The 14901-nt window shown below is 47.7% G+C and carries 14 protein-coding genes and 2 pseudogenes; 4 read left to right on the plus strand and 12 right to left on the minus strand.

All coding sequences use genetic code 11. The annotated features are described in order from the left end of the window. The first annotated feature begins 75 nt into the window (after positions 1-75). Positions 76-279 carry a small acid-soluble spore protein SspI gene (gene sspI, locus QFZ77_RS35030; protein WP_057307674.1) on the plus strand — a complete coding sequence of 68 codons (204 nt, stop codon included), beginning with the start codon at positions 76-78 and terminating at the stop codon, positions 277-279. 59 nt (positions 280-338) lie between these two features. Here sspI and QFZ77_RS35035 read toward each other — a convergent pair whose 3' ends face one another. From QFZ77_RS35035 to QFZ77_RS35070, 8 genes are all read right to left on the minus strand, one after another. Then, positions 339-1064: an MtnX-like HAD-IB family phosphatase gene (locus tag QFZ77_RS35035; protein WP_307447819.1), complete on the minus strand. Its 726-nt coding sequence runs from the start codon at positions 1062-1064 to the stop codon at positions 339-341. Positions 1065-1177: 113 nt separating this feature from the next. After that, positions 1178-1522: a hypothetical protein gene (locus tag QFZ77_RS35040; RefSeq protein WP_307447824.1), complete on the minus strand. Its 345-nt coding sequence runs from the start codon at positions 1520-1522 to the stop codon at positions 1178-1180. Then, entirely contained in the window at positions 1494-2312 is an 819-nt protein-coding gene (locus QFZ77_RS35045) for a glycoside hydrolase family 3 protein (protein WP_307447827.1), read from the minus strand. Before QFZ77_RS35045 ends, QFZ77_RS35040 begins: the two co-directional genes overlap by 29 nt. A 1-nt stretch (position 2313) precedes the next feature. Further along, positions 2314-2460, minus strand: a complete 147-nt coding sequence (locus QFZ77_RS35050; protein ID WP_307447830.1) for a hypothetical protein — start codon at positions 2458-2460, stop codon at positions 2314-2316. Positions 2461-2463: 3 nt separating this feature from the next. Continuing rightward, positions 2464-3972 carry a glycerol kinase GlpK gene (gene glpK, locus QFZ77_RS35055; protein WP_307447833.1) on the minus strand — a complete coding sequence of 503 codons (1509 nt, stop codon included), beginning with the start codon at positions 3970-3972 and terminating at the stop codon, positions 2464-2466. Positions 3973-3983: 11 nt separating this feature from the next. Next, on the minus strand, positions 3984-4919 hold the full coding sequence (locus tag QFZ77_RS35060; RefSeq protein WP_307447836.1) for a transketolase family protein: 936 nt from the start codon (positions 4917-4919) through the stop codon (positions 3984-3986). Between the two features lie 2 nt (positions 4920-4921). Then, entirely contained in the window at positions 4922-5767 is an 846-nt protein-coding gene (locus QFZ77_RS35065; RefSeq protein ID WP_307447839.1) for a transketolase, read from the minus strand. A 92-nt stretch (positions 5768-5859) separates the two neighbouring features. Then, on the minus strand, positions 5860-7293 hold the full coding sequence (locus QFZ77_RS35070) for an L-fucose/L-arabinose isomerase family protein (RefSeq protein ID WP_307447842.1): 1434 nt from the start codon (positions 7291-7293) through the stop codon (positions 5860-5862). Between the two features lie 323 nt (positions 7294-7616). On the opposite strand from QFZ77_RS35070, the gene QFZ77_RS35075 reads away from it, so the two are divergent. Both QFZ77_RS35075 and QFZ77_RS35080 read left to right on the plus strand, forming a co-directional pair. Then, entirely contained in the window at positions 7617-8666 is a 1050-nt protein-coding gene (locus QFZ77_RS35075) for a LacI family DNA-binding transcriptional regulator (protein ID WP_307447844.1), read from the plus strand. A gap of 616 nt (positions 8667-9282) precedes the next feature. Further along, a pseudogene (locus tag QFZ77_RS35080) lies at positions 9283-9523 on the plus strand (rhamnogalacturonan lyase family protein); the annotation flags it as partial. A gap of 213 nt (positions 9524-9736) precedes the next feature. On the opposite strand, the pseudogene QFZ77_RS35085 reads toward QFZ77_RS35080, so the two are convergent. Further along, positions 9737-11368, minus strand: a pseudogene (locus tag QFZ77_RS35085) (beta-galactosidase); the annotation flags it as partial. Positions 11369-11750: 382 nt separating this feature from the next. On the opposite strand from QFZ77_RS35085, the gene QFZ77_RS35090 reads away from it, so the two are divergent. Next, a complete protein-coding gene (locus QFZ77_RS35090) occupies positions 11751-11882 on the plus strand; it encodes a hypothetical protein (protein ID WP_307447848.1) in 132 nt (43 codons plus the stop codon). 6 nt (positions 11883-11888) lie between these two features. On the opposite strand, the gene QFZ77_RS35095 is transcribed toward QFZ77_RS35090, so the two are convergent. From QFZ77_RS35095 to QFZ77_RS35105, 3 genes are read right to left on the minus strand one after another with little or no spacing between them, the layout of a single operon-like run. Then, a complete protein-coding gene (locus QFZ77_RS35095) occupies positions 11889-12983 on the minus strand; it encodes a Gfo/Idh/MocA family protein (RefSeq protein ID WP_307447851.1) in 1095 nt (364 codons plus the stop codon). A gap of 20 nt (positions 12984-13003) precedes the next feature. Further along, positions 13004-13633 carry a ThuA domain-containing protein gene (locus QFZ77_RS35100; RefSeq protein ID WP_307447855.1) on the minus strand — a complete coding sequence of 210 codons (630 nt, stop codon included), beginning with the start codon at positions 13631-13633 and terminating at the stop codon, positions 13004-13006. A 31-nt stretch (positions 13634-13664) separates the two neighbouring features. After that, complete coding sequence (locus QFZ77_RS35105) at positions 13665-14825, minus strand: Gfo/Idh/MocA family protein (protein ID WP_307447858.1); 1161 nt, start codon at positions 14823-14825, stop codon at positions 13665-13667. Positions 14826-14901: the final 76 nt, after the last annotated feature.

The raw sequence follows: 14901 nt of genomic DNA on the forward strand, positions 1-14901 counted from the left end.
CGAAGTGTAGAAGGATGAACGGCTTGAAACTTGCGCATATTAATAACGACAACGAAATGGAAGCGAGGTCCACGAATGAACATCACCTTAAGACAGGCCATCGTCCAGCGAGTCCAGAATAAATCGAATAATGAGCTTCAGGAAGTTATTGAGGATTCCATCGGCGGAGAAGAACGGGTTTTACCCGGACTAGGTGTGCTTTTCGAAATCATATGGCAGCATAGCGAAGCGAATATTCAAAACCAACTCGTAGAAACACTCAAAGAACATCTCGAATGACTCTACAACATCTAGCTGGCTAGGGGGTTGCCTGTGGCATTCCCTTAGCTGGTTTTATCCTAATCTGGGAACTTACAGGCAGCAGGAAATCTCCCTTGAAGACGGCGAAGCGCAGTGCCACTCAGATACGAATCCCAAGCTGGTCTTACTATGGTTAAAATATCATGAAACGTCTCAAATGGATAATAGGCCGTTCCTTCCTCTTTCAAATACTTAGCAAGACTCGCTCGCGCAAAAATCCAATCAGCAAAGCCGGAACCATAATAGTCACTGCTGCCATCACCAATGTAAATGACAAGCCATCCTTCCTCTTTTAGCTGCTTAACAACACTTGCCTTGCAGCACCCGCACCATTTGCATGCTGAATTCGTATTCTGGACCCCGAACTGAAATTCACCATCTGCCAAAAAAGTAATCGGATTCCCGATAATACGGTCCACTTTCACCTTCAGACGACCTAAAATATGCTCAATATAATAAAGCATCCCATCACTTAAAACCGTAACGGGCACATCTTTCTGCTTGCAAAAATCAATAAAATCCCGCGCACCATCCCGTAAATACACACTCTCAATCAGCTTATCAACCTGCTCCTGCCGACCTGCAAGCATGGGGTATGCCGCTTCAATCCAAGCCAAAGAACCGACTTTTTTCTCTCGAAAAAGTCTTGATGCAAGGATAACCTGCGGTTCATTTAGCACATCTAATCCTTCCATCAATACATCGCCAAAATCCTGTTCCATCAATGTTCCGTCAAAGTCCGTCACGACAGCAATTTTTTGCATGGCAGCTTGTCCCCCCTTTTAAACTCAGAATCCGATAATCTTAATTTTCTATAGAATAACCTAAAAAACCTGCCCAAAGGGACAGGTTCTACTCTAACTATTCTACTTTCACCTTATAATTTAGCCCACTCAAGACCGCAAAAAGCATCAATTGGAGACTCTCCTCGAAACGGTTGCTTGCCAACCAAACATCTAATAATTTCCTTCTGTACCGCCAAAGTAGCGTTATATGCATTTATCATCGTAGGCATAGACGGGAGTTCATAAAGTGTATACGGATTTCCCAGCGAGATAAAGACGGTTGGCACCTGAGTAGGGTACCATTTGAAGAGACCTCCTGTCTCCTGGGGAGAGAGACGCATGGAATTTTGCATGAATCCTGGCGATTTCTGAACAAGAAAAATAACCGCATCTATTTCGTTACCCTCTTCAAGCCAATATTCTTGTGACCGCCTCATTCAGCCGCTCCTCCGTAAGCACGCCGTCATGGACGCCCTGAAGCATAGCCTGAAAATCTTCATGCATATCATTCGTAAACAGGAACATGTCAACGCCCGACGCAATACATTGCGGAATGATATCTTTACGTCGGCCAAAGCTCGTCATGCCAATCATCGATGTAGCATCGGAAACGATAAGTCCGTTAAACCCGAGCTCTTCCCGCAGAAGCTTCGTGTTCAATTCGTACGATAAGGATCCCGGTGTATGTTTAGTTCTTACATCCGTGATTCCCAATTCTTCATAATAGCTTGGCAGCGTGATGTGAGCGCTCATGACTGTCTTGATCCCTTTCTCGATCGCCGATTTATATACACGGCCATAGGTCTTACGCCACTCTTTCATCGTTAATGTATTATTCGTCAGCACCTTATGCTGATCTCGGTCATCCATGCCGTCACCAGGCCAGTGCTTCACACAGGTAGCCATCCGGTTGTTCTTCTGAATAGCATTCATAACGGGCAGCGCAGTCTGTTCCACGATATCTGGCGTATCGCCGAATGATCGGATGTTGACGATGGGATTTTGATAGTTGTAATTGATGTCAATGACCGGACCGTACACCCAGTTGAACCCCATAGCGTAACCCTCAACTTCTATTGCTGCTCCAAAGGCTGTTGCAAGGTCTGGTTCGTTTGCGGCAGCCAACTGCATATTTGAAGCCAAATTCGTTCCATCGGCTGCCCCGCCTTGTCCGCCATTTTCAAGATCGCCTGAAACCAACAGCGGTACTTTACTGCGCTTTTGCAAGTCACGGATTATAGATGCCTGATGCTGCTTCGTTGCATGTGGGGAAAAACCAAACACATGGAAGATGAGGTAAATATTTTAAAATTACGGCTCGGCCTGCTGGATTCTCCCAAATTTGACCTAATTTTGAATTTTCATTTAACGTCATTTTCTAGGCCTCCGTCTTCTTGTTTGTGTATAGTACCGAAGCTACCGCACGATTCCATCCGGCGATATGCTGTTCACGTATGTTTTCCTGCATCTTTGACTCATAGACGGAATAAGCTTGGCCCCGGTTCTTAAGCTCATCAAGCGATAACCAAAAACCGACCCCTAGCCCTCCCAAATAAACAGAACCCATCGCAGAAAGCTCGACAACCTCCGATTTGATGACTCTACGTTCCAGCATGTCTGCTTGAAACTGCATAAGAGTGGTATTATCGGAAGCGCCTCCATCTGCGCGCAGTTCTTTCAACCGGATGCCGGATTCAGATTGCATCAACGCTACCGCATCATTTACTTGGTAGGCAATGCTCTCTAGCGCTGCACGGATGATGTGCGACCTTCCACTTCCCCGGCTCATCCCCATAATAGCCGCCCGGGCATAGGGATCCCAGTAAGGAGCGCCTAATCCAACGAAGGCCGGAACGACATATACACCTTCGTTATTCGGAGCTTGAGCAATCAATTCCTCCATCTCCTCAAAACTGCTAAAGAGACCCAATTGGTCGCGAACCCATTTGATCGTATCGCCGGAGGTGCGGATGATGGCCTCAAGCGCATAAGTGATCCTGCCGCTCATCCCCCATGCAATTGTAGTCACCAACCCATTTCCAGGCTGATCATGCTTCTCGCCAGTGTTCATGAGTACAGAGGTGCCGGTACCGTATGTCGCTTTAGCCATACCGGTATCAAAACATTGATTCCCAAATAAAGCGGCTTGAGAGTCACCTATAATGCCAGAGATAGGAATCTTTGCTGAGAATAACTCTGGATCCTGTGTATAGCCGAAAATTTCATTAGAGGATTTAACCTCCGGCAGTAAAGCGTTCGGAATCTGGAACCATTCACATAATTCTTTGTCCCACTCCAGTGTATGAATATTGAATAATGACGTTCGGCTAGCATTCGTAAAATCAGTGGCATGAACGCTGCCTCCCGTTAGCTTCCACAGGAGCCAACTATCTATAGTCCCGGCCAGAAGCTCCCCTTGTTCAAGCTTCTCCCCAGCGCCTTCTGCATGCTCCAATATCCATCCCCACTTAGTTGCAGAAAAGTAGGGGTCGAGGAGCAGACCCGTCTTGGCGCGAACGATATCTTCCATGTTGGCAGCTTTATATGCAGCGCATCGATCCGCTGTCCGCTGACACTGCCAAACGATAGCAGGATAGACGGGCAATCCTGATGTTCGATCCCAAACAACGGCTGTTTCTCGCTGATTGGTGATGGTCAGTCCGGCTAACTGATCGGCGTCAATACCGGCCAATTCCATGGCATGATGAGCTGTTTTTTTCAAATTGTTATAAATCTCAAGGGGGTCGTGCTCGACCCAGCCAGGTTGCGGATAACTCTGCTTATGTTCGGCTGTACTTCGGGCGATGATACTTCCGGAACGATCTACGATCAAGGCCTTCGTACCCGATGTACTTTGGTCTATGGCTAGGATATAGGTTTCAATCATGGGCTGCCCACCTACTTGCCAAGTATCTCAAGCGCTACACGCTTAAGATTATCTGTGTGGATCCCGTAATGTTTGAATACTTCTGAGCTTTTGCCCGCGATGGCCGGTTCATCCGGAATGCCGATAATACGCATCGGAACGGGTTGATGTTGGACGACTACTTCCGCAACTGCTGCGCCGAGTCCGCCGAAGATACTGTGCTCTTCTACCGTAATGATATGCCCCGTTTCCCCGGCAGCCCGAATAATCGCTTCTTCGTCTAACGGCTTAATCGTGTGCATATTAATGACACGGCAGGATACGCCAACCTCTTGGAGAGCTTTCTCTGTATCGAGAGCTACCCGAACCGTTTCCCCAGTAGCAATGATCGTCAGGTCCGTGCCATCACGCAACGTCACCGCTTTGCCAATGACGAATTCATAGTCATCGGATTCGTAGACATCCTCTACAGCGTTTCTTCCAATACGAACATAAACGCCGCCTTGGTGCTTAACTAAAGCCTCTGTCATTCTCTTCGTTTCATGACGATCGGCAGGCAATACTACCGCAAGTCCCGGAATTGCTCGTGCTACAGCTATATCCTGAACAGAATGGTGTGACATTCCGAGGGCGCCATAACTGACTCCTCCGCTTATGCCTACAAGCTTCACGTTGGTTCCAGAATAGGCCACATCCACTTTGATCTGCTCAATGCTGCGCATACTTAAGAAACAAGCCGGCGAAGTGACAAAGGGCTTCTTCCCGCTATGGGCTAGACCAGCCGATATGCCAACAATATTTTGTTCGGCAATGCCGACCTCAACGAATTGATTAGGAAACGCATTGGCGAAAGGCGCCATAGCCGCAGAACCTCGGGAATCGCTGGTGAGAACCATAATATCCGGATCGGTTTCAGCCAATCTCAATAGTGTCTCGCAAATAACCTGACGGTTAGGGATCGTATTCATGTTTAGCGCACCTGCCCTTCTTGACTCAATAGCTCAAGCGACGCGGAGAGTTCTGCCAATGCTTGCGAAAGCTGTGTATCGTTCGGTACGTGATGGTGCCATGCAGGATTATTTTCGGCAAAGGAAACGCCTTTGCCTTTCACCGTATTGGCCATGACCAAGGTAGGTTTTCCAGGTACAGTTGGCACCGCCCCGAAAGCCTCAACCAGTGAATCCATATCGTTTCCGTCAATGGAAACAACGTTCCAACCGAATGCTGCCCATTTCTCTTCAAGTGGCTCAAGCCCCATGACTTCTTCCGTGCCGCCGCTGATTTGCAGGCGATTTCGGTCAATAATACCTACGAGATTGTCAAGTTTGAAATGGGGACCGGCCATAGCCGCTTCCCAAACGGAGCCTTCGGCCTGCTCGCCATCACCCATGAGACAGAATACCCGATAACTCTTACCATCTCGTTTAGCCGCTAGCGCCATGCCTACCGAAATGGCAAGCCCATGCCCAAGAGCACCAGTGTTCATTTCTATCCCAGGCACCTTATTGTTAGGATGGCCGATCAAACGTGTACCGAATTGACTGAATGTCCCCAGTTCCTCTTTCGGGAAAAAGCCTAGGTCAGCGAGGATGCACCAAAGTGATTCCACGGAGTGGCCCTTGCTGGCGATGAAGCGGTCCCGTTCGGTCCATTTCGGATTCTGTTGATCGATATTCATAATTTTATAATATAAGGCCGTCAAAATATCCGTATTGCTCAGGGAGCCGCCAGTATGTCCTGTCTTGGCTCCGTGTATCATCTTTAGCAGATCCATTCGGATCTGGATGGCTTTTGCTTTCAGTTCTGAGTGGTTCATAGGGCCCTCCTTAGAGTTTTTGTTTTAACAAAAACTTACTTCGTAATCATAAGCTGAGTTTTTCGCCAGAAAACTGGCTTCGAAAGCATGGTTTACACATCAGCGCCGCGCAGCCACGCCTGAATTTCTTGTACAGTCGGATCCACTGGATCCGGGGATAAACCTGGTATATATTGGCATGCTTCATAAAGTGCAGGAATCACGTTAGCATGAATCCCAACTGCATGATGAACGTAAGGCCCTTTCACCAACTTTTCTTCCCATAACGGCCAGTCATTTACTTCCACCCAAACATAGGAACCGCGTGTATAAGGACCCTTGATACCGTGTGCTCGCCCTAAAAACAATTGATATTCCCCATGGTCGCCGTCAAAGCGGGCCAGCGTTATTCCGCCGCCTTTGATTTCCCCTTCGTGTGTACCTGGCGCATGGTCATCGAACAAGAAGTGCTTGCGCAGCTTCGGCTTATCCTCAACCGAGAGAGACACAGGGAAATTACCGCAATGAAAGAGCAGCTCTCCATTCGGATTCTCAGGATGACGAACCGTCAAGTCGGCGAAGAACGTCGGAGCTTGATTCATCGAAGCAGCCTGCACCATGATGGAGGTAATCGCTCCGTGAATGTCGGTTTCACAGGTTACCGGGATCTGCTCATCCGTTAGAATCGCATTGGCCAGACAAGGCATAATTCCCATAGCATCTTGAAGAGAAGACCAACACTGGATAGCAATAGCTGTGCTTCCGGTTTTGGTTGCGTATTGTTTCATCGCTACTTTCAGGGCAGCAATGCGTTTCACATCATCCTCAGTAACTTCGCTGTAATCAAGCTTTTCTTTGATGTAGGCAATAGCTTCGTTAAGCTCAGCACTGCTTCCCTTTTCAATCTGTTTCGATGTCCGTTGAATATCGATCAGCGTAATAGGATGAATCTCGATGCCGAAACGCTCGAGCAGCTCCCCCTCGTTACACATCATCGTTAAGAATGAAGCTGGCCGAGGCCCAATTTGCAAAATACGCAGGTTCCGCATTTGACGAACCACGTTCGCAGCGGCAATGAAATTGGTAAATCCACGTTCAAATACCGGATCATTCAACCGACTGTTGGTCACATACGTAAAAGGCACATTAAAACGGCGCAGTACTTTACCTGTGGCAAATAGCCCACATTGGGTATCCCGCAAACGCATACCGTCCTCAAGAGGCGATTCATCGCGAGGTCCCCATAACAACACGGGCTTTCCAAGCGCTTTACCGACCCTAGCTACGGTATCCTCGGTACCAAAGTTACAATGCGGAAAAAAAACCGCGTCCACCTTTTCCTCTTTGAAGCGTTCAATAATCGCATCCGCATTGATATGATCGTCATAAAGCAGCCCCTCGGAATTCAGTCCCTCCAAGTCCACAATGTCGATGTCCAAACCGAAGCTCTCGATTTTCTCCCGGATTTGAACCTTATACTTGAAAGCATCTTCAGCGCTAAATACAAAACGACGGGTAGGGGCGTAACCCAGTTTAAATTTCTTCATGTCATCGCTCTCCTCTAAAATTCGAATGATAAATGGATGAATAAACAACTAAACATAGTATGGAATAACTAAATGAATAGACTAAACAAATTGATAGTTTAGCATTTAATGATGTAAACTTTTTACTTAACAATCTTTATGAAATCATCCTAACACCCCGAATTTCAGGTGTCAACGACTTATTTTAGCTATTATAAATAAAATTTAGTTCTGTTTTAACTAAACTAAACTAAACCGATTAGATTCACCTTGTATATGTTTATCAATCGTTGTAAACTAAACTTACTTAACGAATTAGTTAACATGAAAAGAGGAATCCGATAATGAAGATGGAAGATATTGCGAAATTAGCTGGCGTTTCAAAATCTGCCGTATCCTTTGCTTTCAGTGGAAAGCCTGGAATCAGCCCAGAAACCCGTGAACGCATCCTGCAAATCGCACAGGAAAGCGGATACCTCCCTAGAGCAAAATCCCCATCCATTGACCATACAGCTAAATCGCTTACCTTTTTAGTCATTTCAAACTCTGGAATCGTACTAGAGCAGTTTTACCAACAACCATTCTTTAGGGAACTTATCCAATTCATAGAGGAACGATGCCGTACGAAGGGCTATTCCTTACTTTTTTCCTCCATCGATATGGAGTTTTTGGAGAGGGATATTCGGGTAGTTGCAGAGGAAAAGAAAAGCAATGGCGTCGTCCTTCTAGGTACGAACTTAAATAGGGAGCAAATCGCAGATATTGCCAATAAACTTCAATCGCCTCTCGTAGTTTTGGACACCTGCTTTGATACGCTACCCATTCATTTTGTTGAGATTAACAATTTTATGGGCGCTTATCAGGCCGGCACTCATCTCTGTGAGATAGGGCATACCGACATTGGCTATATTGAATCGAATGTAAGAATTCATAATTTCGAGGAGAGAAAGCGTGGCTTTACCTCAGCCATTCAAGAACATGGCAGGGAGATTCTAAGTACCCACAGATTTTCCGTAGCGCCTACCATCCTATCCTCCCAAGATTCGCTCAAAGCTCAGTTGCTAGCGTTCCTGAAGGAAGGTCATCGTTTGCCGACCGCTCTATTTTGTGAATGCGATTATATCGCCATCAGCGCAATGAAGACACTTCACGAGCTAGGATACCGAATACCTGATGACGTGTCCGTAATCGGTTTTGACAATATCTCCGAAGCGGTTATTGTCTCGCCAGAATTAACGACCGTCCATGTGGAAAAGCAGAGAATGGCATATCTCGCTGTGGATCTGCTTATTGAATCGATTGAGTTAGAACAGAGTGCTGGCACCAAGATCAAGGTTGATACACATTTCATCGAGAGACTATCCTCGCGAGCGAATCTTGTATCGATAGACTAGGTCAAAAGGTGCCATCCAGATCGGCTTTTCAAACGCAAGCCTTTAACCACTTTTAGTTGAATTAGTAGCTTCTGAGGGTCTTATTTCTGCGGAATAACCCATATGCCATAAAGGTTACTTAGAAGACCTTTTCATCATCTCAGTTACTAATCTGCAATTTTAGCTACTCTCCAGCAACTGAGCCGTCTTTTTCAGACGTCTCACGGCTGTTTCTCCCCATTCAGGCTTCTGAGAAGGCCTTTTCCGCCTTCTCAGTTACTCATCTGCAATTTTAGCTACTCTCCAGCAACTGAGCCGTCTATTTCAGACGTCTCTCGGCTGTTTCTCCCCATTTAAGCTTCTGAGAAGGCCTTTTCCATCTTCTCAGCTACTCATCTGCAACTTTTAGCTACTTTCAGCAACTGAGCCGTCTTTTTCAGACGTCTCACGGCTGTTTCTCCCCATTCAAGCTTCTGAGAAGGCCTTTTCCGCCTTCTCAGTTACTCATCTGCAACTTTTAGCTACTTTCAGCAACTGAGCCGTCTTTTTCAGACGTCTCGCGGCTGTTTCTCCCCATTCTGACTTCTGAGAAGGCCTTTTCCATCTTCTCAGCTACTCATCTGCAATTTTAGCTAACTGGGATGGCGACCTGCTGCGCGAGGTCCTCGATCAAACGTAATTCCAGCAGCATTTTAGAAGGAGCCGGCAAAATTTATAAATGGGACTACAAGAACAAAAGCTTAACTACGCTGCTAACCGCCACCGGGACGTATTCCAACAACATCACGAAAGGAACTCCAAGCTTGCAGGCCGATTTAATCGGCGATTGGCGTGAGGAAGTTATCTGGAGGACGGAAGACAGTACTGCCCTAAGGTTGCTTCGATCGCGGGACAATATCAAGTTTATAATCCTAACAGCGGGAAGGTGCTGGACGTTGCCGGGAGTGGGACGGCAAATTGAACAACGTACAAATCTGGGCCGCTACCGGCAGCACTGCGCAAAAAAATGGCGTCTGTTAGCTCCGTAAACCGCTGCCAAGCGCAACAAAAAAGACTGCCCCTAGGCAGTCTTCTTTGTATAACCTCAACAGTTACGCTTCTTCGATAATCGCAATTCCCCAGCGAGTCAGCTCCCTGACCGCCCCTTGCTTCACTGCCTGCCCGCTCAACAATTCTTTCCCCTCCGCATGCGGATACTTCAAAGTCTCCGTACGATCGGAGTAATTGAAATAGTAACGAACGGTCTTCCCTTGGTCATTAACGCCCGATTTCACAATAAGAGGATACTGAATATCTTGATCCATCCCCCATAGTCCGGCATCCTTGACCGTCATTTCCAGCACCTTGCTCATCACGGCAGCGCTCGGCAGACAGCCAACATAAGTCGTAGTGCCTTTCCCATGGCGGTTCTTGGTAATGGCCGCATACGCTCCCCAATGAGGATGGTCATAAGAAGCCACTACTTCTGCCGTCGTAGGAGTAAGCAGTTCCATCCATGTGTTCACTGTGTTGTCCGCGGGTCCAACTTCAAAAGGGTCACCCTTGAACGAAACGGATTTCGGCTCCACAAATAGGCTATAGCGGATACCGCAAGCTTCATCGATAGCGCAGGGTTGATGTGTGGTGCGGACTTTGACATGTTCATTGGTAAAGCCGCTTTTAAACGTATAGACAACATGCCCGCCATTTCTGACGAAAGCGTTCAACCGCTCCAGCAGTTCATCTGACGCTGCATATAAGGCCGGAACAAGAATCAGATCATAGTTGTCCAGATTTCCGCTGTCCGGATGAACGATATCACAACCGATATTCATTTTATACAACGCATCGTACATAAGCCGAACTATATCGTTATAGTTGACTTTACGACCGGGCAGAGGGAACCATTCCATCGCCGTCAAGGACTCGTTACTGACCAGCATTGCGACTCGATTCGATTTCTGCAGATTCACAAGATGCGGCGACAATCGATTAAAATCGCTGCCGATCGTCTTGGCTTCTTCATAAACGGGATTCGACTCCAAATCGTGGCTTAGCAAGCCCTTCCAGTAGGTTTCGGCTGAATTGTGTATCGAATGCCAATGCCAATAAGAGACCATGTTAGCCCCGGAGGCCAGATGGCTGAATGCTTGAAGCCTTAATTGTCCCGGGTAAGGAGTCCAGTTAGGAAAAGCTTGCGCCTGCGTTTCCAACACGAAATAATTGGTTCCTTTTAGAGCACGGGTAACGTCTCCGCCAAACGAAATTTCGGTTCCTGTCAGTTCATCTTGGGAAGGATGATAGATGTCGACTCCGGCGATATCCAAAGACGCCGACGCAGCAAAATGGTCTACATCCGGTTGGACACCGAAGGAGTAACCTCTCCACTCGAAATCAAAGTTATGCGTGACAAACTGACTTGGTCGTTTATATTCATTAACGATTGACACCTGCCAAGCCAGAAAATCGGTGACGAGCTTCCTCTGGAATCGGGCGAATTCTGCCCCCAGACTGCCGTTGATCGTACCGACGACGGAAGGAAAGTCCTCCCAACTGTTAATTCGGTTGCTCCAGTAATCCAGCCCGAATTCCTGATTGAGACGTTCTAGGGTTCCGAACTTGTCTTTCATATATTTCACGAACATAAATTGAACGTTGGCACCTGCCGTATGATAATGCTTGGTCTCATTATCTACCTGATAACCGATAATCGCCGGGTGATTTTGGACATGCCCGATTAAGCGAAGGTCCTCATTGCGCAGCCCGATCTGCCTCTCAATTGATGTTCTAATGTAACCAGCAAGGTAGCGTTTGTGTGCAACAGACTTAAGCGCCTCTCCGATAATCGGATGAGGCGCTTTGCGCTCATTGCGTAGCCCGACCTACCCCTCAAACAAGTTGCCTCCATATTGGCTTATTCTCATATCCCAAAACTTTTACCTCCTTGTCAACACAAAAAAAGGGCTGTTCCACATGTAGAAATCTACTTGGGACAGCCCCTTAAGGTCATTGACCTTCTGGCACATTCGAATCGGTATTCAAAACGAAGTTCATACTTCCATTGGATTTTTCCAATGCAATTGATCTTCAGGCTTCAAAATTCGTGCTTCTATTGGAGTAACTCCAATGAAATTGACGTTTAGAGCGCCAACCCCCTATTTCCACTGGATTAATTCCAATGGAATAGCTGCAGACTGCAAAATTTATAAAGTAGAAGCTGAATTTTCCAAATATGACATAGGAACAGCCCGCATCTAAAACTTTTTATAGCACAGAATCAGGTGAAAGCGGAGCTGGTTTTTCACAGCTGCTTTGCATCACGTAATGCTTCCCTGAGTCGGACGCATCGTGGAAGCCATGCATCGCCTCGAGCACGTGGTACGCCAGCTCACCATTCGCACGGTGTGCATCACTTTGGCCGCTTATCAGGGCCTCTGCCATCGCTGCAACACCTAAACCGCGGTGGTTTTCTTTGTAGCCGTGCGACAGAGGGATCGGCTCCCAATCTGAACCGCCTTTGCGAATAAGCACCTGACCGCCGAATGTATTTGGATCTGGAACGCGTAAAGAACCTTGACTGCCGTAGATTTCAATGTTCGGAAGCTGAGTGCCACCCATAATATCAAAGCTTGTTACAAGCGTAGCAATCGCACCACTATGGAAATCCAGCACACCAGCAATATGCGTTGGGGTATCTACTGTAATTTTTTGCCCACGTTTCTTCTCACTAGAAATTGTGCGCTCCGGGAAACTTACTCCAGCGGACCCTGTTACTCGGCGAATAGGACCAAGCAAAGCCACAAGCGCTGTTAAGTAGTATGGACCCATATCGAACATAGGGCCGCCACCCTTTGCATAGTAAAACTCAGGATCCGGATGCCAGTGCTCATGTCCTTTGCTCATCATAAATGCGGTTGCCGCGATTGGCGTGCCAATCCAGCCGTCATTAATCAGCTTCACACACGTTTGAATCCCTCCACCGAGGAACGTATCCGGCGCACTGCCAACTAGTAATCCCTTGCGGCGCGCAACTTCTAGGATCTGCATACCTTCTTCACGGGTTACAGCGAGCGGCTTCTCCACATATACGTGTTTGCCCGCTTCCAACACTTGAATACAGACTTCGGCATGCGCTGCCGGAATCGTCAAATTGATCACAATATCAATATTCGGATCATTCAATAGCTCTTGAACCGTATACGCATGAGGAATACTAAATTCCTCCGCCCGAGCCTTTGCTCTATCCAAATCGATATCGGCACACGCGAGCAGCTCCAAATGCACAAAGTTAGGAATATTTTTCATATAGGCAGCACTAATATTCCCGCAACCGATAATACCAACTTTCTTCTTGCTCATCTCTTACTTCCCCCTAATCGTTATCGTGTTGCCCATAGCAAGCCGCGGCGCATTAATTCAAGTGTTTCTGGCATACGAACGATGTTAGCTTGATGACCTAACGAGTTATAATACACCTTGCCCGCTCCATATGTTTTGGTCCAAACAACCGGCATCTCCACATCGCCAAAGTCTGTAACCGCATGTACATGAATGGCCGGATCCACATGCATGTAATACTTTTCAGAGACAACGACAAAATCATCCATGCCCTCCGTCAATAGATGCCCCCGATCCTTGATTCGAACCGTATACGTAACGCCATCATTCCCGGGATGCGCTACCCATTGACCGCCAACCATGTATTGATATTCCACTTCATTACGGAAGGAATCTCCCATACCGCCATGACAACCGGCGATGCCAGTTCCGCCTTCTTTTACCGCTGCGATTAGCGGATTCAACTGCTCACTTTCGATTTTACCCATGGTCCATACTGGAACGATAAGATCAACGCCCGCCAAGCGCTCTGCATCTTTGAAGCTGTCCAGTGTATCCGATACTTCCACGCCAAAGCCTTCCTCACGCAATAACCCTGCGAAAATTCCAGCCACCTCTTCAGGTTGATGACCGTCCCAGCCACCCCACACAATCAATGCTTGTTTACTCACTGCTCAAAGCCCCTCTCCAGACTATTTATCATTAGACTTCACTAATACTCACCCAACGACGCTGCGCAATGGATTGATCCACCGCTTCCAGCACTTCTTGACACTTCACACCGTCTACGAAATTCGGGACCGGCTGACGGTCTTCCGAAAGTGCGTTCATCAGCTCAACGACTTCGTGTACAAATGTGTGCTCATAACCAATCGTATGTCCTGCAGGCCACCAAGCATCCATGTAAGCATGTGACGGATCTGTCGCCAGAACACGTCTGAAACCCTGAACATCCTCATCATCGCTTATAAAATAAACCTGTAATTCGTTCAAACGCTCAAAATCAAACTTCACACTACCCTTACTACCATTAATTTCAAAAGAATTCGTGCACCGGTGCCCTGGCGCAAAACGAGTGGCCTCGAAGCTTCCGAGCGCCCCATTCGCGAAGCGTGCCATGAACAGCGTCGCATCATCGACCGTTACCGGTCCGTGCGGTGCATCCTTACTGCCTTTGGCGCTAAGCCCCGTCATCGAAGACGGCAGTGGCCGCTCCTTAATGAACGTCTCACTCATGCCGATAACCTCCGTCATATCACCGACTAAGAAGTGTGCCAGATCGATCAGATGCGCGCCCAAGTCGCCGTGCGACCCAGAGCCGGCAATCTCCTTCTGGAGGCGCCAGACCAGCGGGAACGTTGGGTCTACGATCCAGTCCTGCAGGAACCAGGCGCGGAAGTGATAGATGTCTCCGAGGCGACCGCTCTCGACTAGCTTCTTCGCGAGCTGCACCGCAGGAGCAAACCTGTAGTTGAAGCCCACCATGTGCTTCACCCCGGCAGTTTCAGCCGCCTCCAGCATCTCCCTTGAATCCGCAAGGGTCAGCGCCAGCGGCTTCTCACAGAACAGATGCTTGCCAGCCTTCGCCGCAGCAATCGCGATTTCCTTGTGCGCATCGCTGGGCGCATTGATATCGACAACGTCGATATCGGGATGCATGACCAGCTCGCGCCAGTCGGTGACATACCCGTCCCAGCCGAATTGTTCGGCTGCGCTGCTGACACCGCTTTCATCCCGACCGCAGATGAGCTTCATCTTCGGTACCGCTGTCTGCGGGAAAAACATATGCAAATCCTTATAAGCATGACTATGTGCTTTGCCCATAAACTTATAGCCAACCATACCAATATTGAAAGAATTCATAAAAGTGCGCCTCCCTAGAGTTTTGCCTTAGCAAAACTAGCTTCGTTAACATTCATTTCGGTTCTTTCATCCATAT

The sequence above is a fragment of the Paenibacillus sp. V4I3 genome (assembly GCF_030817215.1).
Taxonomy (GTDB): Bacteria; Bacillota; Bacilli; order Paenibacillales; family NBRC-103111; genus Paenibacillus_E.

Bases quoted from the DNA above. Each gene is read 5' to 3' on its own strand.
- QFZ77_RS35040 (WP_307447824.1), bottom strand. From the start codon at position 1,522: ATGAGGCGGTCACAAGAATATTGGCTTGAAGAGGGTAACGAAATAGAT.
- QFZ77_RS35070 (WP_307447842.1), bottom strand. From the start codon at position 7,293: ATGAAGAAATTTAAACTGGGTTACGCCCCTACCCGTCGTTTTGTATTT.
- QFZ77_RS35095 (WP_307447851.1), bottom strand. From the start codon at position 12,983: ATGAGCAAGAAGAAAGTTGGTATTATCGGTTGCGGGAATATTAGTGCT.
- QFZ77_RS35105 (WP_307447858.1), bottom strand. From the start codon at position 14,825: ATGAATTCTTTCAATATTGGTATGGTTGGCTATAAGTTTATGGGCAAA.
- QFZ77_RS35075 (WP_307447844.1), top strand. From the start codon at position 7,617: ATGAAGATGGAAGATATTGCGAAATTAGCTGGCGTTTCAAAATCTGCC.
- QFZ77_RS35060 (WP_307447836.1), bottom strand. From the start codon at position 4,919: ATGAATACGATCCCTAACCGTCAGGTTATTTGCGAGACACTATTGAGA.
- QFZ77_RS35065 (WP_307447839.1), bottom strand. From the start codon at position 5,767: ATGAACCACTCAGAACTGAAAGCAAAAGCCATCCAGATCCGAATGGAT.
- glpK (WP_307447833.1), bottom strand. From the start codon at position 3,972: ATGATTGAAACCTATATCCTAGCCATAGACCAAAGTACATCGGGTACG.
- QFZ77_RS35090 (WP_307447848.1), top strand. From the start codon at position 11,751: ATGAAATTGACGTTTAGAGCGCCAACCCCCTATTTCCACTGGATTAAT.
- QFZ77_RS35050 (WP_307447830.1), bottom strand. From the start codon at position 2,460: ATGACGTTAAATGAAAATTCAAAATTAGGTCAAATTTGGGAGAATCCA.
- QFZ77_RS35035 (WP_307447819.1), bottom strand. From the start codon at position 1,064: ATGCAAAAAATTGCTGTCGTGACGGACTTTGACGGAACATTGATGGAA.
- sspI (WP_057307674.1), top strand. From the start codon at position 76: ATGAACATCACCTTAAGACAGGCCATCGTCCAGCGAGTCCAGAATAAA.